Origin of the sequence: Variovorax sp. S12S4 (assembly GCF_023195515.1) — a bacterium.
Lineage (GTDB): Bacteria > Pseudomonadota > Gammaproteobacteria > Burkholderiales > Burkholderiaceae_C > Variovorax.
The window spans coordinates 543,442-564,065 of record NZ_JALPKR020000002.1 but is presented as its reverse complement, the minus strand read 5'-3'; the positions used below and the strand labels follow the sequence as shown (position 1 = coordinate 564,065).

Genomic DNA, 20,624 nt, shown 5'->3' with positions numbered 1-20,624 from the left:
GGGCAATTCAGCCTCAGCGCCGCGCTGGCGCTAAAAGCACCACCAGCGCGCCTGCGCCGCCCTCCGCGGGCTTGGCCTGCACGAAGGCCAGCACCTCGTTCTTCTGGATGAGCCAGCGCTGCGCCTTGGTCTTGAGCACCGGCTGCTTGCCGGGCGATCCCAGCCCCTTGCCGTGCACCACGCGCACGCAGCGCAGGCCCTGCTTGTAGGCGTTGCGAATGAACCCGCCGAGCGCCTCGCGCGCTTCATCGCTGCGCAGCCCGTGCAGGTCGATTTGCGCCTGAATGCTCCAGTCGCCCTTGCGCAGCCGCGCGGTCACGTCGGTGCCGATGCCCGGCCGGCGAAAGCTCATGGCGTCGTCGACGTCGAGCAGGGTGGTTACGTCGAACTCGTCGGAAAGCGATTCGCGCAGCACGCGCTGTTCGTCGAGCTGGTGCTGCACGGGGATGGGCGCGGGCGGCTCCGGCGCGAGCGGCACCACGGCCGCCTTGCGGCGAAGCGGCTCCGTAGCGCCGATGGCGCGCGTGAACAGGTCTTTTTCGGCCGCGCGCTTGCGCTCGGCCGCGGCCTTGGCGGCTGCCGCAGCCGCTTCGCGCTCGCGGGTTTCGGCCAGCGCGCGCTGCACCTGCTTCAGGTCGGCCAAGTTCTTGATGGGCGGTGTGCGCGAAGCCATCAGAGCAGCCCTTTCTCGGCCATTGAAAAGCTCTGGCCGGCGCTGACGATCACGTGGTCGAGCACGCGCACGTCGATCAATGAAAGCGCCGCCCTGAGCGTTTGCGTCAGGGATTCGTCGGCGCGCGAGGGCTCGATGCTGCCGCTCGGGTGGTTGTGCGAAAGCACCACGGCCGCGGCGTTGTGGTGCAGCGCGCGCATGACCACCTCGCGTGGGTAGACGCTCGTTTGCGCGAGCGTTCCGCGAAACAGTTCTTCGAGCACGATCAGCCGGTGCTGCGCATCGAGAAACAGCACCGCAAATACCTCGTACGGGCGCGAGCCGATGTGCATCTGCAGGTATTCCTTCACGGCCCCGGGCGAATCGAAAACCGCACGCTCCTTCAGCCGCTCAGCCATGGCGCGGCGTGCCAGTTCGAGCACCGCAATGAGCTCGGCGCGCTTGGCATCGCCGCCCATGCCCTTGATCACCTTCAGGTCGTCGGCGCCCGCCTGCAACAGCCCCGAAAGGCCGCCGAAGTGGTCGAGCAGTTCCTGGGCCAGCTGGAGCACGTTTTTTCCGGCAACGCCCGTGCGCAGCAGCAACGCCAGCAGTTCGGCGTCGGCCAGCGCGGCGGCACCTCGCGCGATGAGCTTTTCGCGCGGGCGGGCGTGGACGGGGAGATCCTTGAATGCCATTGAAAACCTGGGTGAAACCTTGAAAGAGCAGGCGGAAGCCCCGGCTCCTTAAAATGCAGTCCAGTTTATCGGGACACCCACCTTGTCTTTGCCTATCTCCGCTGCACCCATGTCCCACGTCGTGACTTCCGGCTCGTTCCTTACCCTGCATTACCGGCTGGCCGGTCCGGCGGGCGACATCATCAACACTTTCGCCGACAAGCCCGCCACCCTGTCGCTGGGCACCGGCGAGCTTTCGCCCGCCATGGAGCAGCGGCTCATGGGCCTGGAAGAGGGCACGCACGCCACCTTCGAGCTGCCCGCCGGCGAGGCTTTTGGCGAGCGCAACCCCGAAATGCAGCAATGGGTGGCCAGGAAGCTGCTGGCCCAGATGGGCGACCCCGACGAGCAATATGCGGTCGGCGACGTGGTGCAGTTCCCCACGCCCGACGGCTCGGGCAGCTACGCCGGCGCGGTGGTCGAATCGAACGAAACCGCGGTGCGCTTCGACTTCAATCACCCGCTGGCCGGGCAGCCCGTGACCTTCGAGGTGCGGCTGATCGGAGTTCTATGAACAAGGGCCTCGAAGAAGTCGTTCTTGCCGAGCCGCGCGGCTTTTGCGCCGGCGTGGACCGCGCCATTGAAATCGTCGAGCGCGCTCTGGCCAAGTTTGGCGCGCCCATCTACGTGCGCCACGAGATCGTGCACAACACCTATGTGGTGAACGAGCTCAAGGCCAAGGGTGCCATCTTCATCGAAGACTTGGCCGACGTGCCGCCCGGCGCGACGCTGGTGTTCAGCGCCCATGGCGTGAGCAAGGCGGTGCAGCAAGAGGCGCGCGACCGCGGCTTCGACGTTTTCGACGCCACCTGCCCGCTGGTGACCAAGGTGCACGTCGAGGTGGCCAAGCTCGCCAAGGAAGGCTACGAGTTCATCATGATCGGCCACAAGGGGCACCCCGAGGTCGAAGGCACCATGGGCCAGCTCTCGAGCGGCATTCACCTGGTCGAAGACGTGGAAGACGTGGCAACGGTGTCGCCCGCGCAGACCGAAAAACTTGCCGTCGTGACGCAGACCACGCTCAGCGTGGACGACGCCGCCGAAATCGCGGCTGCCGTGTGCGCGCGCTTTCCGATGGTGCGCGAGCCCAAGCAGCAAGACATCTGCTACGCCACGCAAAATCGGCAAGACGCGGTGAAGATACTGAGCCCCCAGGTCGACTTGGTGATCGTGGTCGGCAGCCCCACCAGCTCCAACAGCAACCGGCTGCGCGAACTGGCACAGCGCCTCGGCACCGAAAGCTACATGGTCGATTCGGCCGAAGAGCTCAAGCCGGAATGGTTCGAGGGCAAGACCCGGGTAGGCCTCACGGCCGGCGCCTCGGCCCCCGAAGTGCTGGTGCGCGAGGTGATCGAACGCGTGAGGGCGCTCGGCGCGGTGTCGGTCCGCAAGATGGACGGCATCGAGGAAACCATCAAGTTTCCGCTCCCCAAGGGCCTCAAGCTCGACGACATTCCTCCCCGGGACACATCTCTTGAACAATCAAACGACCAACTGGCGCCTTGAAACCGAGAGCGCCTCCCGCAGGCTGCGCGAGGGTGCCGCCCACTTTCTGCGCGAAACCCCGCTCTGGAAGCTGCCGGCCTCCACTTTCGGCATCGAGGTGCCGGGTGTGGAGGTGTGGCTCAAGCTCGAGCACATGCAGGTGAGCGGCAGCTTCAAGGCGCGCGGCATGATGAACCGCCTGCTGGCCAACGGCATTCCCGAAAGCGGCGTGGTCGTAGCGTCCGGCGGCAATGCCGGCATCGCGACCGCGGCGGCGGCCAAGGCGCTGGGCGTGCGCTGCCAGGTGTTCCTGCCCGGCGTCTCGCCCGAAGCCAAGCGCGCCCGGCTGCGTGCGCTGGGTGCCGAGGTGGTCGTCGTCGGCGAGCTGTACCCAGACGCGCTGGCCGCCTGCCTCGTGCGCCAGAAGGAAAGCGGCGCCTTGCTCACCCATGCCTACGACCAGCCCGAAGTCGTGGCCGGCGCAGGCACGCTGGGCGTCGAAATCGAAGCGCAGGGCGGCCTGCCAGATTCAGTGTTGGTGAGCGTGGGCGGCGGCGGCCTGATCGGCGGCCTGGCCGGCTGGTTCGAACAGCGCGCCCGCGTGGTGGCGTTGGAGCCCGAAAAAGCGCCGACGCTGTTCCGCGCCCGCCAGGCCGGCGAGCCAGTCGACGTCGATGTGGGTGGCATTGCCGCCGATTCGCTCGGCGCGCGGCGCATTGGCGCCATTTCCTGGGAAATTACCCAGAAATACGTGCAGGACGCGCTGCTGCTGTCCGACGAGTCCATCCGCGCCGCCCAGCAGTGGCTGTGGAAGGAGCTGAAGCTGGCCGTGGAACCCGCCGCCGCGCTGCCGTTGGCGGCGCTGCAAACCGGCGCCTACGTACCGCGCGAGGGCGAGAAGGTGTGCCTGATCGTCTGCGGCGCCAATGTCGATGCGGCTACGGTCGGCTGACGGCGCAGCTCCGGCTTACTTCTCGCAGTTCACCATCCACGACACCCCGAACTTGTCGGTGAGCATGCCGAAGCCGACGGCCCAGAACTGCGGGCCGTAGGGCATCGTGACCTCGCCGCCCTCGGCCAGCGCTTCGAAGAGCTTCTTTCCTTCGTCCACGTTGTCGCCCTGCACCGAGAGCGAAAACCCCTTGTAGCCTTCGAACGCCATGCCCGGCGGCATGTCGGAAGCCATCAGCTGGTGGCCGCGGGCTTCCAGCGTGGCGTGCATGATCTTGCCCTTGTAGGCACCGGGCGTTTCAGCGCCCATGGGGCTTTCGCCGAAGGTCATGCTGAAGATGACCTTGCCGCCCAGCGCCTTCGCGTAGAAGGCCAGTGCTTCGGCGGCGTTGCCGTTGAATGTCAGATAGGCTTGCATTGTTGTTTCCCCTTTGGTTGTTGAGGCCGAGATACTACGCCCGCCTAAAATCGTTGCATGCTCGACATCACCCTGCTCCGCAAAGATTTGGCCTCCGCTGTGGCCGGCCTCGAAAAACGCAAGAAGAACCAGCCCTACCTCGACGTGTCGGCGTTCACCGCGCTCGAGGCCGAGCGCAAGACGCTGCAAACCCGCACCGAGGAAATCCAGGCCCGCCGCAACACGTTGAACAAGCAGATCGGCCCGCTCAAGGCCAAGGGCGAATCGGTCGATGCGCTGATGGCCGAGGTCAACGCGCTCAAGGCCGAGCAGGAATCGCAGTCCAGCCGCCTGGAAGAAATCCAGCCCGAACTGCACGCCTTGCTGCTGGCCGTGCCCAACCTGCCGCACGCCAGCGTGCCGGTCGGCGAAGACGAAACCGGCAATGTCGAAATGCGCCGCTGGAGCCCCCACGGCGGAGCCGGTGCCAATGCCACGCCGCTGGCCTTCACGCCAAAAGACCATGTGGACCTGGGCGCGCCGCTGGGGCTCGACTTTGAAATGGGCGCCAAGCTCTCGGGCTCGCGCTTCTCCGTAATGAAGGGGCCGATTGCCCGGCTGCACCGCGCGCTCGCGCAGTTCATGCTCGATACCCAGACCGAGAAGCACGGCTACACCGAGTGCTACGTGCCCTACATCGTCAACGCGGCCACGCTCAGCGGCACCGGCCAGCTGCCCAAGTTCGAAGGCGACCTGTTCGCGGCCAAGAAGGGCGGGCAGGACGGCGAGCCCGCGCCCGACCATTCGGCGCTCTATCTCATTCCCACCAGCGAAGTGCCGCTGACCAACTTCGTACGAGAAGAAGTCGTGCCCGAGGCGCAGCTGCCAATCAAGCTCACCGCCCACACGCCGTGCTTCCGCTCCGAAGCCGGCAGCGCCGGCCGCGACACGCGCGGCATGATCCGCCAGCACCAGTTCGACAAGGTCGAAATGGTGCAGATCGTCCACCCCGAAAAGAGCTACGACGCGCTCGAGCAGATGACCGGCCACGCCGAAACCGTGCTTCAGGCGCTGGAACTGCCGTACCGCGTGGTGCTGCTGTGCACCGGCGACATGGGCTTCACCGCCGCCAAGACCTATGACCTCGAGGTGTGGCTGCCGGCGCAGAACACTTATCGCGAGATCAGCTCGGTTTCGAACTGCGAAGCCTTCCAGGCCCGCCGCCTGCAAGCCCGTTTCAAGAACGCGCAGGGCAAGAACGAACTCGTCCACACGCTCAACGGCTCCGGCTTGGCCGTGGGCCGCACGCTGGTCGCGGTGCTGGAAAACCACCAGAACGAAGACGGCTCGATCAACGTGCCTGCCGCGCTGCGGCCCTACCTGGGCGGGCTGGAAGTGTTGCGCGCCTGACGCGCCCGGGGCTTTAAACCCCCGTTTTTGTCTGCTAGAATCGCAGGCTCGACAGCACCGGAGAGGTGGCAGAGTGGTCGAATGTACCTGACTCGAAATCAGGCGTACTAGCGATAGTACCGAGGGTTCGAATCCCTCCCTCTCCTCCAGTAAAAGAGCGCCTTTTGAGGCGCTTTTTTATTTCTGCCATCCTTTCGGCTTACAGGAAGTTTTGCACAACATCCTTAGCTTTCGCCAAGCTGCTCGATACACCCGGAATCTCGCTTCTTCGGGCAGTCATAATGATCGGCCATTCAGTTATCGAGTTCGCATTTTCGAGTGGGTCTGCAATGTATCTATCTTGAATAAAATAGTTAATAGGCAGTCGGTGTCTCGCGTTCTGTAAATAGTAGTGGCGAAGCGCAAAATGATTCGTGACTTGTTGATGCCGCCGTAAAAGATTCTATCTGAGCATCGGCGTTAACTAAAAATGTATCCGAGGCCAGCGTTAGTTAGAACCTGGTTTTTCGTAAAACTAGTTTTAAAATTCTTTCAAGATGGCCGAGTCTAATAATTCGCACTCTCAAGATGCGCAACATGTGTCGAGCGGCAATATTAACGCCGCTGATGAATTGTCGCGCACTCTACAAACGCAACAGTATGTCATTGAATTGCAAACTGCGTTAGAGAGGGAAATTGGCATGCGTGAGAGCGCTCAGCGGGCTCTGCAATTGAAAAAGCAGCAATGGGAAGAAAGTCTTGACGATCTTCGCACTCATTTTGAAAGATCAAGTGCCACCCAGGCGAACTCTTTGAACCTGTTAAGGGAGCGCGAAAGAGAGTTGGATCAACAATTGAGCGCCTGTAATGAACAATTGGCAGCCGTACTGTGTTCGACAAGCTGGAGGCTCACTGCTCCCCTTCGTGTCTTGGCTCGCATCTTTCCGGTGGGATTGCGCTCGAAGATCGGCAACATTTTTCGATCACACTCCTGAGTCTGTTGCAGTGAACTTGAAGTTGGAAAATAAGCCTTTGTTCGTTCTATGACTAAGTTCTCTCGGCTCGCCAAATCGGAAGAGAGCGCAAGTCCTCACCTTCCTCAGTTTTCACGTTCGCTGGCGGAAAAATCTTCTCGAAGGCTAGCAGCGATGCCGCTGTTTTCTGACAAGGAATACCGTGAAATGCATCCGGGTGCAGCTGATGGCCTCGGCGTCGACACCTTCTACCACGCGCTTTGCTATGGTGCTCCGCAAGGAGGACCTCTATTCAAATCCGAGCAGATCGCGCGTTCGCTGGCAAGTGCATCCGGTTCGTCAATCGATGAACCGTTACCCGCCGCTTCGGTTCTGTCGTCATTCGAAGATCGCGCCGGGACATTCAGAGCGCAATATCCCCACGCATCGATCTACGTAAGTTCGTTAGGCAATACGTTCATGAAGGAAATTGCCGGAGATCTCGCACTTGATCTTCGGCGCGCCGGCCTGGATGTTGTCATACGAGATGAGAACTCGGATATAGCCAGCATGCCGCCCCTGAGTATCGTGGTAGCTCCTCACGAATTCTTTACTCTGGGTGCCGGGAAAGAGTGGATGAGAGATGCCGTGGTCTCGGCCTCATTCATCTACAACACCGAACAGCTGCATACCCCCTGGTTTGCAAAGGCAATGCCCACAATCTTGGCATCTCAGGGCGTGTTTGATATTTCACCACAGGCTGCCCATCTGTTCGGGGAAGCGGGAATACCTGCCATGCACCTTGAACCTGGTGCGACACTACAGACTCGCTGGCTCGAGGATGTGGATATGGATCATCCGCTCTTCGACGCACTCCCAACGAATGCCAAGGGCCAAATTTTCGATCCGGGTGCATGGGTGGGGCGCCCAATCGATGTTTCTTTTTTGGAAGCGAAAGCGCGCGGAGAGAGTCTTTTTTGGCCGTAATGCTGCTACCTTTGCAAAGCTGTCGTCATTTATCTACTACCGTCGACAATGGCATGGGCCGATTCTTGACTATACAGAAGGCAGGTCGTTGACCCGTCTAGCCGGTCATGTCGCAGGCCATTCGAAAATCAGTCTTAACATTCATCGTGACGAATTTCCCTATTTCGAATGGCATCGAATGGTGAGGCAAGGCATGGCATCTGGAGCGCTTGTCGTCACCGATCCATGTTTGCCTCATCCGCATCTTCGGCCTGGGGAGCATTTTTTTGAGGAAGAAGCTCGCCACATTCCCAATCTGCTGGAATGGCTGATCTTCGATGTCGATGGGCAGCGCGATGCACAGAGGGTATTGAAGAACACGGCCGACCTTCTGTCGAGCAATGAAGCGGACTTCGTTCGAACCGACGCCATCCTTTCGTTTCTTTCCAAGCAACTGGGTGGAACCGAGCCATGAGTGCGCGAACATCGCCGCGCCTTGTGCCTTTTGAGGTCATATTCGAAAAAACCAATCGAACGTGGCCAGCCAAGGACGGGATCACAGTTGCTGTAAGTCTGTTCAACTACGCCCAATTTGTAGTTGAGTGCCTGGATTCGATTGCCCGGCAAACGCATTCGCCGCTCGATTTGATCGTCGTGGATGATCACTCCAAGAAGGACGACTCAGTCGCGGTGGCTCGACACTGGATGGAGCAGAACAGCCACCGATTCGACCGGATTTCGCTGCTTCGGCATACGCGTAACCAAGGGTTGGCGGAGGCTCGGAACACTGCGTTTGAGCACGCGCGGACGGATCCTGTATTCGTTATCGACGCCGACAACCAGATCTACCCTCGCGCGCTTGCCCGCTTGTTCGGAGCAATCGAACACCGAGAATTCGATGCCGCATACACTCAGATCGAGTTGTTTGGCGATCAAAGTGGCCTCGGGTATGCAGATGTCTGGAGCAAGAGCTTTTTTCGGTCCGGCAATTATGTCGATGCTATGGCGCTGATCTCCAAGCGCTCGTGGCGCCAAGTCGGCGGGTACACCCACATCGAGGGCGGTTGGGAGGATTTCGACTTCTGGTGCAAGTTTGTCGACCAGGGAATGCGGGCCCTGTATGTGCCGGAAATTCTCTGCAGATATCGGGTCCATGGCACTTCGATGCTGCGCACCGACACTGTCGGCGCGACTGCCAGGCTCAAAATCGAACTCACCATGCGCCATCCTTGGCTTCATCTCAGGTGACTGCCGCATTGGAGACGAATGCCTTTGACCTATGCCTCGGCTTGGTCAGCGAATGTGGGCGAGAAGAAGCTGATCGCTCCTCTTATTCCTTTCCCCGAATTCGCTAGTTCTCGAAGTGAGTGGGTTCTGATTGCGCGAAGCTGATTTGCGTAAGGCCGTTAAGATCGCCACCTCTTCATGCCCGGCATGCTGAGGGATTTCCTGTAGTCGAATAAAGAGGGGGCGAAGCGCCAATGGCCAATGCGTCGATCGCAAGCGTGACACCGGTCCCGGCTTCGGCTGACGAGGCCGAATCGTGGGTGCGCGGCGAGCTGATCCGCAGCCTGATGCGCTCCGCGCGCGGCTCCTACATCGTGTCGGCGGCGCTCATGCCGTTGATGGTCGGCCTGAACTGGAGCTACGTGCCCCACTGGGAGCTGCTCACGTGGCTTGCCTTCGGCTTCGCTGCCACGGGTTTCCGCGCGTGGGGGGCCAGGGTCTATGCGGTGCGCTACGCCGGCCGGAGCGCTGCGGCGCAGCTGCAGTTCACCGAGCGGTACGGCTTCGTGTGGAGCACCAGCGCCATCGTGTGGGGCGCGTCGATCCTGCTGTTCTTCGAGCGCACGCCGCAGGTCAACCAGTTCATGAGCTGGCTCATTGTGGCCGGCGTGGGCACGTTCCCGCTCAACGGGCTGGCGCTGCACCCGCCGCTGCTCAAGCGCTACGTCAACACGCTGTTCATCACCATGCTCGGAGCGGTGCTGATCCGGCTGGTAAGCATCAACATCGTGGAGCCGCATTTCCAGTACGGCTTTTTGATGCCGATCCTGCCGATCCTGCATTGGTTCTTGCTGCTGCGGGCCGGCCGCCATATTCACGAGACGGCGCGCAACAGCCTGGAGCTGCTGTTTCACAACCACATCCTGATCAAGTCGCTCACGCAGCAGCGGCAGGCCGCGGTGGCTGCCGTGGCCATGAAGAACCGCTTTCTCGCGAGCGCTGCGCACGACATGCGCCAGCCGGTATTGGCGCTGTCGCTCTACGCCGACTGGCTGCGCAACGAGCCCGAACTGGTGCTGGAACTCGCGCCCAAGATCGTTCGCGCCACGCACGCGGTGAATGCGCTGTTCGATTCGATGTTCGACCTGGCGCGCATCGATTCAGGCCAGGTGCGGCTGCACATCGAGCGTGTGGATGTGGCAGAACTTCTGCACGACCTCGAGCTGCAGTACCGCCCGGTTGCCGAAAGCCGGGGGCTCGATTTCCGCGTGCACGTGACGGAAGGCAGCTTCCTGACCGACCCCATCCGCGTTCGCCGCATGATCGGCAACCTGCTTGCAAACGCCATCAAGTACACCTCCGACGGCGGCGTGCTGCTCGCCTCGCGGCAAACGCGCGAAGGCATGCGCATCGAGGTGTGGGACACCGGCATCGGCATTGCCCCCGAACACCTGCGCGACGTGTTCCTGGAGTTCTACAAGGTGGCCGACCATGCCGGCACATCCGACGGCTTCGGCCTCGGCCTGGCCATCGTCGCCCGGCTCTCCCACGTGCTCGGCCACCCCGTCAGCGTGCGCTCCCGCCTCGGCAGCGGCAGCGTGTTCCGCGTTGCGCTGCACGATGCCGACGAAGCCGTAGCCCAAGCCCGCGTCAGCGCCTCCGGCGGCGGCTGACCGACCGGCCTGCAGCCATAAAAAAACCGCGCCCAGCGCGGTTTTCAGCAGTCAACAAATTCGCCCTAGTCCCCTTCCAGAAACACCGAGGAACCGGCTTTGCCGGGCCTCTGGTGTTGCCCCCGGTAGGGGTTGGCGTAGCGACACGAAGTGCGCGCAGACTGGGGGAGCCTCAGTTACTCGAAATCAGCCCGTTGGTCCGCGCGTAGTGCAGGGCCTGCGTGCGGCTCTTCACGCCCAGGCGGCGGAACAGGCGCCACAGGTGCACCTTCACCGTGTGTTCGCTGATCTCCAGGTCGGTGGCGATGTCGCGGTTGCTCATGCCCTTGTCGAGCATGGCGATCAGCTGCGTCTGGCGCTTCGACAGCTTGCTGTTGTTGGCCAGCGCGGGCTCGTCCGCTTCTTCCGAGCCGGCCATCAAGAGGCCGCGCAGCACGGCGGCCAGTTCGGCCGAGCTGGCCGACTTCTCGATGTAGGTGTCGGCGCCCGCTTCGATGCAAGCGTCTTCCATGTCCGCAGCCGGTGCCGCCGAATAAACGGCGATCGGCACGTTGGGGTAGACCTGCTTGACCGCGACCACGCCCGAAACGCCGTTGGTGTCGGGCAGCTTCAGGTCGAGGCAGAAAAGGGTCGGCGCGCCGCGCTGCTGAACCGAGCTCGCGAGCTTGTCCAGCCGCTCGAGCTCGACGATGTTTTCGGCCGGCCGCAGGCGCCGCAACACCATCACGATGGCGTCGCGCATCAGGGGATGGTCGTCGATGACATAAATGCTCATGTTTTCTTCCTTTGTGATCGCCCGTCTACTCTCGTCTGTCCCCGGCGGGTGAGCCGATGGACATATGCCGGATCAACTTCCGCTGGTCGCGGTCGTTGCCTCCGCCAGTGCTTCCAGCGCCGCATTCGCGGCGCTCAATTCTTCCGTGCCGACCGGCTCCAACTGGTCGGCGAGCGCGGTCAATGCCGCGCCGCGCTGTTGCTGCAGGGCGGCAATTGCGCGCCCGGCTTCCTGCGGCGACGCGAAACCACGGCTTTGCAGCAGCGCAGCGCCGTTCGCATCGAGCAGTTTGAAATAGAACAGCCCGTCGCGCTCGCGGTACTGCTTGAAACTCGGCTTGGCGACCTTGGCCGCCTTGCGCGCGCCGCCCTTGTCCCGGCCCGCCGCAAGGTTGCGCAGCCCCACCGCATGACGCAGTTCGGTCATGAAGGGGCGCGAGAGCTTGCGGGCCTTTTCGGCGCCGATGAGCAGAATGCGCTCGATCTCCGCCGGGTTGTTCATCAGTTCGTCGTAGCGGGCGCGCAGCGGTGCCACTTCGCGGTCGATGCGCTCGAACAGCATCTGCTTGGCGTCGCCCCAGCCGATGCCTTCGACGTACGCCTTGCGGAGCGTCTCGGTTTCTTCGGCGCTGGCAAAGGCCTGGTAGATCTGGAACAGCGCAGAGCCTTCGGTGTCCTTGGGCTCGCCGGGCGCGCGCGAGTCGGTGACGATGCTCGAAATCTGCTTTTGCAGCTGGCCGCGCGGCGCAAACAGCGGAATGGTGTTGCCGTAGCTCTTGCTCATCTTGCGGCCGTCCAGGCCGGGCAGGGTGGCGACGGCATCGTCGATCTCGGCGTCGGGCAGCGTGAAGTGCTCGCCGTACTGGTGGTTGAAGCGCTGCGCCATGTCGCGCGCCATTTCAATGTGCTGCACCTGATCGCGGCCCACGGGCACCTTGTGCGCGTTGAACATCAAGATATCGGCGCCCATCAGCACCGGGTACATGAACAGGCCCGCAGTCACGTCGGAATCCGGGTCTTCGCCCTTGGCCACGTTCTTGTCGAGCTGCGCCTTGTAGGCATGGGCGCGATTGAGCACACCCTTGCCGGTCACGCAGGTCAGAAACCAGGTGAGCTCGGTAATTTCGGCGATGTCCGACTGGCGGTAGAAGGTCACGCGCTCGGGGTCGAGCCCGCAAGCCAGCCAGCTGGCCGCAATTTCGAGCGTGGAGCGCTGGATGAGCGCCGGCTCCTGCACCTTGATGAGCGCGTGGTAGTCGGCCAGGAAGAAGAAGCTCTCCACGCCCGGCGCCACGCTCTGCCGCACCGAATGGCGGATCGAGCCGACGTAGTTGCCGAGGTGCGGCGTGCCGGACGGCGTGATGCCGGTCAGGACGCGCAGGGGAGCTGAAGAAGACGAAGCCATGGAGAGGAACTTAACGCAGCAAAGCCGTGAGCGGTGAAATAAGCACGTTGATGACCGTGTAGCCGACATCCATCAGCGGACGCAGCCAGAAGGTGCTGACGATGCCGGCGATGACCAGGCCCATCACGATGAAGAAACCGAAGGGTTCGATGCGCGCTAGAAAGTTTTGCGCCGGGCCGTTGGGGAGCAGGCCTGCGAGTACGCGCCCGCCGTCGAGCGGGGGCAGTGGAAACAGGTTGAAGGCCCACATCACCAGGTTGACCAGCACGCCGCCTTGCGCCATTTTGATGAAAAAGGTTTCATCGATGCCCGCTGCGACAAGCCCGACCAGCAGCAGGGCCCAAAGAATGGCTTGCACAAAGTTGGACGCCGGGCCGGCCAGCGCCACCCAGATCATGTCGCGCTTGGGATGGCGAAGGCGCCCGAAGTTCACCGGCACCGGCTTGGCATAACCGAACAGGAACGCACCAGAGGTTGCAAAGTACAGCAGCAACGGCATCAGGATGGTCCCGATGGGGTCGATGTGCTTCATGGGGTTGAGCGTGACGCGGCCCATGATTGTTGCCGTCTCGTCACCGAAATGGCGCGCCACATAGCCGTGCGCCGCCTCGTGCACCGTGATCGCAAAAACCACGGGCAGTGCGTAAATAAGTACGGTCTGTATCAGGTTGGAAATATCCACTGGGCGATTGTGTCAGACAGACTGGAAGCTTCGGTGCCGCTCGTCAGAGGCCAAGCACCGCCAGCGCGCCGCGGCCTTGCCGCACCACGACCGGATCGTCGCCCGTGCCCATGGGCGTGAGGTCGACCACGGTGGTGGGCTGCGAAGGGCAGGCGCCCGCGTCGATGACGGCGCCGATCTGCTTTTCGAAACGCTCGCGAATGGTCTGCGCGTCGTTCAGTGCTTCGGTTTCGCCGGGTGCGATGAGGGTGGTGGCCAAGAGCGGTGCGCCGTGCAGCGCCAGCAGTTCGAGCAGCACCTTGTGGTCGGGCACCCGCAGGCCGATGGTCTTGCGCTGCGGATGGCTCACGCGACGCGGCACTTCCTTGGTGGCTTCGAGCAGGAAGGTGTAGGGGCCCGGCGTGGCGGCCTTCAGCAGGCGGTACTGCTTGTTGTCGACGCGTGCATAGTTGGCCAGCTCGCTCAGGTCGCGGCAGATCAGCGTGAGATGGTGCTTCTCGTCGACCTGGCGGATGCGGCGCAGTTGGTCGACCGCATCCTTGTCGTCGAGGTGGCAGGCCAGCGCGTAGCTTGAGTCGGTGGGCACGGCCACGATCTCGCCGCGCTGCAGCAGCGTGGCGGCCTGCTTCAACAGGCGCTGTTGGGGGTTGTCCGGGTGGACTTCGAAGTACTGGGCCATGAAGAAGATTCCTGATTACGATTCCGCCGGCTCGATGGGCACGCGGCGCTCGCGCACCGTGAGCCAAGCGCCGGCCGCACCGCAAACCGCAATCATCGAAATGCCGATGAGCGAGACGCGGTCGGGCACGTGTGAAAAAACGAGCCAGCCGCCCAGCATGGCAAAGGCGATCTGGGCATAAAGATACGGCGTCAGCGTGGAAGCCGGCGCGCGCTGGTAGGCGAGGATAAGAATGAAGTGCCCCACCGTGCCCATGAAACCCATGAGGCACAGCAACGCCCACCAGTGCCACGAGGGCAGGGCCGTCCACACGAACGGCAGCGCCAGGGACGCGATCAACGTGCCCACCCAGCCGGTATAGAAATGCATGGTGAGCGGGTTCTCGGTTTGCGCCAGCTTGCTTGTGAGCACCTGGAACCATGCATTGGTCAGCACCAGCCCGATGGGCAGCAGCACGGCCCAGCTGAATGCATCGCCGCCCGGCCGCAAGATGACCAGCGTGCCGGCAAAGCCGCCCGCCACCAACGCCCAGCGCAGCACCGAAACATGCTCCTTCAGCGTGGTGGCCGCCAGAAGCGTAATGACCAGCGGCGCTATCAGCACGATGGACGTGAACTCCGCCAGCGGCATGTAGCGCAGGCTCAAGAAGGCCAGCGTGCTCGACGCCAGCAGCAGCGCACCGCGCAGCAGCTGGTAGCGCGGATGCTGCGTGCGCAGCAGGGCCGTGCCGTGCTTGGGCAGCAGCACTGCTGTTGTGGCCACGGCCTGGAAGGCATAGCGGAACCACACGCCCATGAGAATCGGCACGGCGGCGGTCGATGTCTTGGTGGCCGTGTCGAGCGTGGCAAAGCAGGCCACCGCCACCAGCACCAGGCCGATGCCCGCGAGGATGCGTTCGGATTCGACGTCGCGCGTCTGCTGTGCGGCGGCGCGGGCATTCGCCAGTGCGGCCGTGGCCGCGCTGTCGGTGCCGGGCCCGGGGCTCTGGCTCACTGCTGGATGCGGTGGCTGAGCAGTTCCCACACCGGCGTGAGCGCGCCGGGCAACGGTGGCAGCTTGCCGAGATCGCAATGGCTTTCGTCGGGGCTGTGGAAATCGCTGCCGCGCGAAGCGGCGAAATCGAACTCGAGCGCCTTGTCGGCGTATTCGACGTATTCGGCTGTCGTATGGCTGCCGGTGACGACCTCGATCGCCTGCCCGCCGTGCGCCTTGAATTCGAGAAACAGCGCGTATTCCTCATTGGCGGTGAACTTGTAGCGGCCCGGGTGCGCAATGACGGCCATGCCCTTGGCGGCGGTGATCCAACTGACCGCGTCTTTCAGCGAGGCCCAGCGGTGCGGCACGTAGCCGGGCTTGCCTTCGGTCAGGTACTTGCGAAACACCTCGGGCGTGTCGCGGCAATGCCCCTGCTCGACCAGGAAGCGCGCAAAGTGGGTGCGCGAGATCAGCTCGGGGTTGCCGACGAACTTGAGCGCGCCTTCATAAGCCCCGTGAATGCCGACCTTGGCCAGCCCCTCGGCCATTTCTTGCGCGCGTTTGCCACGGCCGCCGCGCGTGTCGTAGAGGCCCTGCGTCATGGCGGCATCGTCCGGGTCGAAGCCCAGGCCGACGATGTGCACCGTTTCGTTGGCAAAGGTGACCGAAATCTCGGTGCCGGTGAGATAGCGCAGCCCGTTGGCCCGCGCGGCAGCGGCCGCGCGGTGCTGGCCGCCGACTTCGTCGTGGTCGGTGAGCGCCCAGAGTTCGACCCCGTTGGCAGCGGCGCGCGCTGCCAGTTCTTCGGGCGTCAGCGTGCCGTCGGAAACCACGGAATGGCAGTGCAGATCGGCATTGAGAATAGAGGACACATGATCATTCTATTGGGTCTGCAACACCGATGCGGGCGCATGGATGCTATTGTGGTTGCTATTAAATAAATAGCATTACTACCGCGGCCGATGCGGCTTAGCGCTTCTTGCGAAAAGCCGTCCATGCGGCCACCGCGGTAAAGCTGGCGACGATGGCCACCACGATCCAGAACCCGTACTTGTGCTCGGCCAACGGAATACCGCCCACGTTCATTCCGAACAGGCCGGCAAGGATATTGATGGGCAGCGCGAGCACGGTCACCACCGTCAGCACGAACAGGCTGCGGTTGTTGTCCTCGTTGACGTTGGCTGCAATTTCTTCCTGCAGCAGCTTGATGCGCTCCTGCAGTGCCTGCATGTCGCGCAGCACCACCGAAAATTCTTCGGTGGAGCCGCGCAGTTCTTGCGCATCGGGCTCGGCCATCCAGGCCGGCGGCCCTTGCAGCAGGCGGAAGAGGGCGGCGGGTTCCGGCGCCAGCAGCCGCTGCAGCCGCACCAGCAGCCGGCGCAGCACCCCGAGCCGCGCACGCTTGTGGTCGAGCCGGCCGGCCAGCAGCTCATCCTCGATGCGGTCGATGCGCGAAGTAACGCCGCGCACGATCTTCACCAGCACGTCGGCTTGGGCGCGCAGCAGGTGCTCGAGCAGTTCGGTGCTCGAGCGCGGCGCGTCTCCGGCCTTGACCGCCGTTCGCAGCGCGTCGACCGAGCGCAGCGGCTTGGCGCGCGCCGTCACCACCAGGCGCGGCCCCACGCTGATCCAGAGCGTGGAGATGTCCGAGGGCTCGAAGCTGAACTCGAAGTGCACGTCGTTGATGACGGCAATCAGCGAATCGTCGGCGCGTTCGATGCGCGTGGAGGGCAGGCCCTCGTGCAGCGCTTCATAAAAAGTGTCGGAGAGCTGCGCATGACGCAGCAGCCAGCGCTCGGCCTGGGCATGGCTCAGGTTGAAGTGCAACCACAAGAATGCGGAGTCTGACGAGGGCGGCGCGCCGGTGTCCAGCCAGGCCGCGGCCTGCGCCGAGTCGATCGCCCGCACGGGCTCCGGCGCGGCGGCGTCGAACAAATAGCCGCAGATCAGCCCGGCTTCGTCGCCGCCGTACGAATTGGCGGCCAGGTCATGGAGTGCCGGCAAGGTGCGTGTGGATCAGGAAAGCCAAAGGGGTTTGCCAGATGGTGTTCGACCTATATGACAACCTCGTGTCCGCCGACGCCAATTCGTCACGCAACGGTCATACGCTGCGTGCAGCATGCCTTGATCCACCTCACACCTCTCTCTTTCCTAGCCATGATGCTGACGAGCGCACTTCCAGACCACGAAGACCTGATGCAACGCATCGCCCGCGATTTGATCGACAGCTATGACGAGGAGCTCGAGCTGGAGATCGAAGACCGCGACATCGGCGACCTCGACCCCGCCGCCCGCGCCACCGACAAGGCCGCGCGGCAGGCCTACTTCAAGGAGCTGTTCCGCCTGCAGGGCGAACTGGTGAAGCTGCAGGACTGGGTGCAGCACAGCAAGCAGAAGGTGGTCATTCTTTTCGAAGGCCGCGACGCGGCCGGCAAGGGCGGCGTGATCAAGCGCATTACCCAGCGGCTGAACCCGCGCGTGGCGCGCGTGGCCGCGCTGCCGGCGCCCAACGACCGCGAACGCACCCAGTGGTACTTTCAGCGCTATGCCGCGCACCTGCCGGCGGCCGGCGAAATGGTGCTGTTCGACCGCAGCTGGTACAACCGCGCCGGCGTCGAGCGCGTGATGGGCTTTTGCACCGACGACGAGTACGAAGAGTTCTTCCGCACCGTGCCGGAGTTCGAAAAGATGCTGGTGCGCTCGGGCATCAAGCTCATCAAGTACTGGTTCTCCATTACCGACGACGAGCAGCACATGCGCTTTCTCGGGCGCATTCACGATCCGCTCAAGCAATGGAAGCTGAGCCCCATGGACCTCGAAAGCCGCCGCCGTTGGGAGGAATACACCAAGGCCAAGGAAATCATGCTGGAGCGCACGCACATTCCCGAGGCGCCCTGGTGGGTGGTGCAGGCGGTCGACAAGAAGAAGGCGCGGCTCAACTGCATCAGCCACCTGTTGGGCCAGTTGCCCTACCAGGAGGTGGCGCATCCGCCGGTCCAACTGCCCGCACGGGAGCGCCACGCCGACTACCTGCGCCAGCCGGTGCCGGCGAGCATGATGGTGCCGGAGATCTACTGAAGCGGGGAGCGGGGCACCAGGTCTTGATCGGCCGTTTGGACGCCCGGCGCTTTGCCTTCACACTGCGCCCATGGTTCGCCGCTCCACCACTGCTTCTCTCTTCGCCCGCGCCTACGAGCGCAACCTGAAGGCCCTGACCAAGCTCACGCTGAGCAACAGCAAGCGCGTGACGGGGCAGGTGCAGCGCGCCACCGCCAAGCGCCTCAAGCCGCCGCCGGGCCGGGGCGACTGGCTCAGCGGCATGGCGCTGGGCCCGGGCGGCGCACGGGGCTATCACCTGTTTCGCCCGGCCGACCTGAAGCTGAAGCCCGGCGAAAGGCTGCCGCTCATGGTCATGCTGCACGGCTGCGGCCAGACCGGCCGCGACTTTGCGGCCAGCACGCGCATGAACGCGCTCGCGGTGCGGCAACGCTTCCTGGTGCTCTACCTGGAACAAGACAGGCTGGCCCATCCGCAAGGCTGCTGGAACTGGTACGAGCGGCGCTCGGGCAAGGCCGACGCCGAAGCGGCCACGCTGATGGCGGCCATCGACCAGGCCTGCGTGCTGTATCCGGTAGACCGCGAGCGCATCGCGCTGGCTGGCCTCTCGGCCGGGGCCAGCATGGCGGCATTGCTGGCAACCCGCTACCCGCTGCGATTCCGCGCTGTGGTCATGCATTCGGGCGTGGCGCCGGGCGCCGCGAAATCTTCGGCCACCGCGCTGGGCGCGATGCGCGGCCAGCACACGCCGCCCATGCCCTCCACCGCGGTCGGCAAGGCGATGGGCGCCGCCGCAGTCTTCGCGACATTGCCGCCGATGCTGGTGCTGCACGGCGATGCCGATGCCGTGGTGGCGCCGAGCAACGCCGTCAACAGTGCGGCCGTGTGGGCCACGGCGGTGGGCGCAAAGCCGGGGCTCGCGCGCACGCTCCAGCGCGGCAAGCGGCACCCCATGCGGGTGACCCAGTTCCGCCGCAAGGGCCGCACGCTGGTCACGCTGTGCGAGATTGCGGGTTTGGGCCACGCGTGGAGCGGCGGCAAGGCCAGCCTGCTTTTCAGCGACCCGGCCGGGCCGGATGCCACGCGGATGGTCTGGGCCTTTGCGGCGGCGCAATTCAAGCGCGAGGCGCCGGAGCTTGACCTGACACCGGGACGTTAAGGCGGGCCGGGGCTGCTGCCCTGAATACCTCCGTGTACGCCACCCGGCGTATTTCTCGCGCGCGGTCGAATCCGCAGACTCCCCTCCATCGTCCGGCGAGCCCGGCGACAAGGTTTCAACCACCCCGGAGCAGGAGTTCCACATGCAACGTCGTTTCACCCTCAAGGCGCTCACCGCCGCCGTCGCCCTGGCCAGCATCTCCGCTGCGCCGGCATTCGCTGCCGACACCATCAAGGTCGGCGTGCTGCACTCGCTGTCGGGCACGATGGCCATTTCTGAAACCGTGTTGAAAGACACGGTGCTGATGGCCATTGAAGACATCAACAAGAAGGGCGGCGTGCTGGGCAAGCAGCTCGAGCCCGTGGTGGTCGACCCCGCTTCCAACTGGCCCCTGTTCGCCGAAAAGACCAAGCAACTGCTCGGCCAGGACAAGGTTTCGGTGATCTTCGGCTGCTGGACCTCGGTGTCGCGCAAGTCGGTGCTGCCGGTGGTCGAGGAAATGAACGGCCTGCTGTTCTACCCCGTGCAATACGAAGGCGAAGAGCTCTCCAAGAACGTGTTCTACACCGGCGCCGCGCCCAACCAGCAAGCCATTCCGGCCGTCGACTACCTGATGAGCAAGGAAGGCGGCGGCGCCAAGCGCTGGGTGCTGCTGGGCACCGACTACGTGTACCCCCGCACCACCAACAAGATCCTGCGCGCCTACCTGAAGAGCAAGGGCGTGAAGGACACCGACATCGACGAGAAGTACACCCCCTTCGGCCACAGCGACTACCAGACCATCGTCGCCGACATCAAGAAGTTCTCGGCCGGCGGCAAGACGGCCGTGGTGTCGACCATCAACGGCGACTCCAACGTGCCCTTCTACAAGGAACTCGGCAACGCCGGCCTGAAGGCCAAGGACGTGCCAGTGGTGGCCTTCTCGGTAGGCGAAGAAGAACTGCGCGGCGTGGACACCAAGCCGCTGGTCGGCCACTTGGCCGCATGGAACTACTTCATGTCGATCAAGAACCCGACCAACACGGCGTTCATCAAGCAGTGGGGCGACTACGCCAAGGCCAAGAACATCGCCGGCCACAAGGACAAGCCGCTCACCAACGACCCGATGGAAGCCACCTGGATCGGCATCCACATGTGGAAGCAGGCCGTCGAGAAGGCCAAGAGCACGGACACCGACAAGGTGATTGCCGCCATGGCCGGCCAGACTTTCACTGCTCCTTCGGGCATCGTCTCGAAGATGGACGAGAAGAACCATCACCTGCACAAGAGCGTGTTCATCGGCGAGATCAAGGCCGACGGCCAGTTCAGCGTGGTGTGGAAGACGCCGGGCCCGGTCAAGGCCAAGCCGTGGAGCCCGTATATCGAAGGCAACGACAAGAAGCCGGATCAGCCGGCCGGCAAGTCGCTGTAAGCGTGTTTTCTCCCTCCCCGCTGGGGGAGGGCAGGGGTGGGGGCAAGCGGCG

General features: G+C 63.5%; 22 protein-coding genes and 1 tRNA gene. 13 read left to right on the top strand and 10 right to left on the bottom strand.

Going from position 1 to position 20,624, the window contains the following annotated elements:
- Nucleotides 1-13: 13 nt before the first annotated feature.
- Both M0765_RS03045 and radC read right to left on the bottom strand, forming a co-directional pair.
- Nucleotides 14-673, bottom strand: a complete 660-nt coding sequence (locus M0765_RS03045; protein ID WP_258501962.1) for a Smr/MutS family protein — start codon at nucleotides 671-673, stop codon at nucleotides 14-16.
- A complete protein-coding gene (gene radC, locus M0765_RS03040) occupies nucleotides 673-1,350 on the bottom strand; it encodes a RadC family protein (protein WP_258501961.1) in 678 nt (225 codons plus the stop codon). The genes M0765_RS03045 and radC overlap by 1 nt, the downstream gene beginning before the upstream one ends.
- Before the next feature lie 109 nt (nucleotides 1,351-1,459).
- On the opposite strand from radC, the gene M0765_RS03035 reads away from it, so the two are divergent.
- The 3 genes from M0765_RS03035 to M0765_RS03025 are packed head-to-tail and all read left to right on the top strand — an operon-like array spanning nucleotide 1,460 to nucleotide 3,826.
- Nucleotides 1,460-1,903: an FKBP-type peptidyl-prolyl cis-trans isomerase gene (locus M0765_RS03035; protein WP_258501960.1), complete on the top strand. Its 444-nt coding sequence runs from the start codon at nucleotides 1,460-1,462 to the stop codon at nucleotides 1,901-1,903.
- Nucleotides 1,900-2,895 (top strand): 4-hydroxy-3-methylbut-2-enyl diphosphate reductase, encoded by a 996-nt coding sequence (gene ispH, locus M0765_RS03030; RefSeq protein WP_258501958.1) that lies wholly within the window; start codon nucleotides 1,900-1,902, stop codon nucleotides 2,893-2,895. The genes M0765_RS03035 and ispH overlap by 4 nt, the downstream gene beginning before the upstream one ends.
- Entirely contained in the window at nucleotides 2,864-3,826 is a 963-nt protein-coding gene (locus tag M0765_RS03025; RefSeq protein ID WP_258501956.1) for a threonine/serine dehydratase, read from the top strand. The genes ispH and M0765_RS03025 overlap by 32 nt, the downstream gene beginning before the upstream one ends.
- Before the next feature lie 15 nt (nucleotides 3,827-3,841).
- On the opposite strand, the gene M0765_RS03020 is transcribed toward M0765_RS03025, so the two are convergent.
- Nucleotides 3,842-4,243 carry a VOC family protein gene (locus tag M0765_RS03020; protein ID WP_258501954.1) on the bottom strand — a complete coding sequence of 134 codons (402 nt, stop codon included), beginning with the start codon at nucleotides 4,241-4,243 and terminating at the stop codon, nucleotides 3,842-3,844.
- Between the two features lie 57 nt (nucleotides 4,244-4,300).
- Here M0765_RS03020 and serS point away from each other — a divergent pair, with 57 nt between their 5' ends.
- The 7 genes from serS to shkS all read left to right on the top strand — a co-directional run bounded on the left by serS (nucleotide 4,301) and on the right by shkS (nucleotide 10,430).
- Nucleotides 4,301-5,632 (top strand): serine--tRNA ligase, encoded by a 1,332-nt coding sequence (gene serS, locus M0765_RS03015; protein ID WP_258501953.1) that lies wholly within the window; start codon nucleotides 4,301-4,303, stop codon nucleotides 5,630-5,632.
- Nucleotides 5,633-5,691: 59 nt separating this feature from the next.
- Nucleotides 5,692-5,781, top strand: a tRNA-Ser gene (locus M0765_RS03010).
- Between the two features lie 387 nt (nucleotides 5,782-6,168).
- Nucleotides 6,169-6,606 carry a hypothetical protein gene (locus tag M0765_RS03005; RefSeq protein WP_258501952.1) on the top strand — a complete coding sequence of 146 codons (438 nt, stop codon included), beginning with the start codon at nucleotides 6,169-6,171 and terminating at the stop codon, nucleotides 6,604-6,606.
- A 48-nt stretch (nucleotides 6,607-6,654) separates the two neighbouring features.
- Nucleotides 6,655-7,551 (top strand): hypothetical protein, encoded by an 897-nt coding sequence (locus tag M0765_RS03000; protein WP_258501950.1) that lies wholly within the window; start codon nucleotides 6,655-6,657, stop codon nucleotides 7,549-7,551.
- 88 nt (nucleotides 7,552-7,639) lie between these two features.
- Nucleotides 7,640-8,005 (top strand): hypothetical protein, encoded by a 366-nt coding sequence (locus tag M0765_RS02995; RefSeq protein ID WP_258501948.1) that lies wholly within the window; start codon nucleotides 7,640-7,642, stop codon nucleotides 8,003-8,005.
- The gene (locus M0765_RS02990; protein WP_258501947.1) at nucleotides 8,002-8,778 is read left to right on the top strand and encodes a glycosyltransferase family 2 protein; all 777 of its coding nucleotides are present in this window, start codon (nucleotides 8,002-8,004) and stop codon (nucleotides 8,776-8,778) included. Before M0765_RS02995 ends, M0765_RS02990 begins: the two co-directional genes overlap by 4 nt.
- 233 nt (nucleotides 8,779-9,011) lie before the next feature.
- Nucleotides 9,012-10,430: a surface-behavior sensor histidine kinase ShkS gene (shkS, locus tag M0765_RS02985; protein ID WP_258501946.1), complete on the top strand. Its 1,419-nt coding sequence runs from the start codon at nucleotides 9,012-9,014 to the stop codon at nucleotides 10,428-10,430.
- Nucleotides 10,431-10,602: 172 nt separating this feature from the next.
- Here shkS and M0765_RS02980 read toward each other — a convergent pair whose 3' ends face one another.
- The 7 genes from M0765_RS02980 to M0765_RS02950 all read right to left on the bottom strand — a co-directional run bounded on the left by M0765_RS02980 (nucleotide 10,603) and on the right by M0765_RS02950 (nucleotide 16,949).
- Complete coding sequence (locus M0765_RS02980; protein ID WP_258501945.1) at nucleotides 10,603-11,205, bottom strand: response regulator transcription factor; 603 nt, start codon at nucleotides 11,203-11,205, stop codon at nucleotides 10,603-10,605.
- 72 nt (nucleotides 11,206-11,277) lie between these two features.
- Complete coding sequence (locus M0765_RS02975; RefSeq protein WP_258501944.1) at nucleotides 11,278-12,609, bottom strand: tryptophan--tRNA ligase; 1,332 nt, start codon at nucleotides 12,607-12,609, stop codon at nucleotides 11,278-11,280.
- Nucleotides 12,610-12,619: 10 nt separating this feature from the next.
- Nucleotides 12,620-13,291 (bottom strand): site-2 protease family protein, encoded by a 672-nt coding sequence (locus M0765_RS02970; RefSeq protein WP_126750083.1) that lies wholly within the window; start codon nucleotides 13,289-13,291, stop codon nucleotides 12,620-12,622.
- Between the two features lie 43 nt (nucleotides 13,292-13,334).
- Complete coding sequence (locus M0765_RS02965; protein ID WP_258501941.1) at nucleotides 13,335-13,970, bottom strand: L-threonylcarbamoyladenylate synthase; 636 nt, start codon at nucleotides 13,968-13,970, stop codon at nucleotides 13,335-13,337.
- A gap of 15 nt (nucleotides 13,971-13,985) precedes the next feature.
- Nucleotides 13,986-14,963: a DMT family transporter gene (locus M0765_RS02960; protein WP_157615235.1), complete on the bottom strand. Its 978-nt coding sequence runs from the start codon at nucleotides 14,961-14,963 to the stop codon at nucleotides 13,986-13,988.
- Nucleotides 14,960-15,817: a 3',5'-nucleoside bisphosphate phosphatase gene (locus M0765_RS02955; protein WP_258501937.1), complete on the bottom strand. Its 858-nt coding sequence runs from the start codon at nucleotides 15,815-15,817 to the stop codon at nucleotides 14,960-14,962. The genes M0765_RS02960 and M0765_RS02955 overlap by 4 nt, the downstream gene beginning before the upstream one ends.
- Nucleotides 15,818-15,914: 97 nt before the next feature.
- Nucleotides 15,915-16,949, bottom strand: a complete 1,035-nt coding sequence (locus tag M0765_RS02950) for a transporter (RefSeq protein ID WP_258501935.1) — start codon at nucleotides 16,947-16,949, stop codon at nucleotides 15,915-15,917.
- Nucleotides 16,950-17,105: 156 nt separating this feature from the next.
- Here M0765_RS02950 and ppk2 point away from each other — a divergent pair, with 156 nt between their 5' ends.
- The 3 genes from ppk2 (at nucleotide 17,106) to urtA (ending at nucleotide 20,572) form a co-directional block, all read left to right on the top strand.
- Nucleotides 17,106-18,023, top strand: coding sequence for a polyphosphate kinase 2 (gene ppk2, locus M0765_RS02945; RefSeq protein WP_446751588.1), 918 nt, complete (start codon nucleotides 17,106-17,108; stop codon nucleotides 18,021-18,023).
- Nucleotides 18,024-18,093: 70 nt separating this feature from the next.
- Nucleotides 18,094-19,161: an extracellular catalytic domain type 1 short-chain-length polyhydroxyalkanoate depolymerase gene (locus tag M0765_RS02940; protein WP_258501933.1), complete on the top strand. Its 1,068-nt coding sequence runs from the start codon at nucleotides 18,094-18,096 to the stop codon at nucleotides 19,159-19,161.
- Between the two features lie 142 nt (nucleotides 19,162-19,303).
- On the top strand, nucleotides 19,304-20,572 hold the full coding sequence (urtA, locus tag M0765_RS02935) for an urea ABC transporter substrate-binding protein (protein WP_055803051.1): 1,269 nt from the start codon (nucleotides 19,304-19,306) through the stop codon (nucleotides 20,570-20,572).
- Nucleotides 20,573-20,624 lie beyond the last annotated feature (52 nt).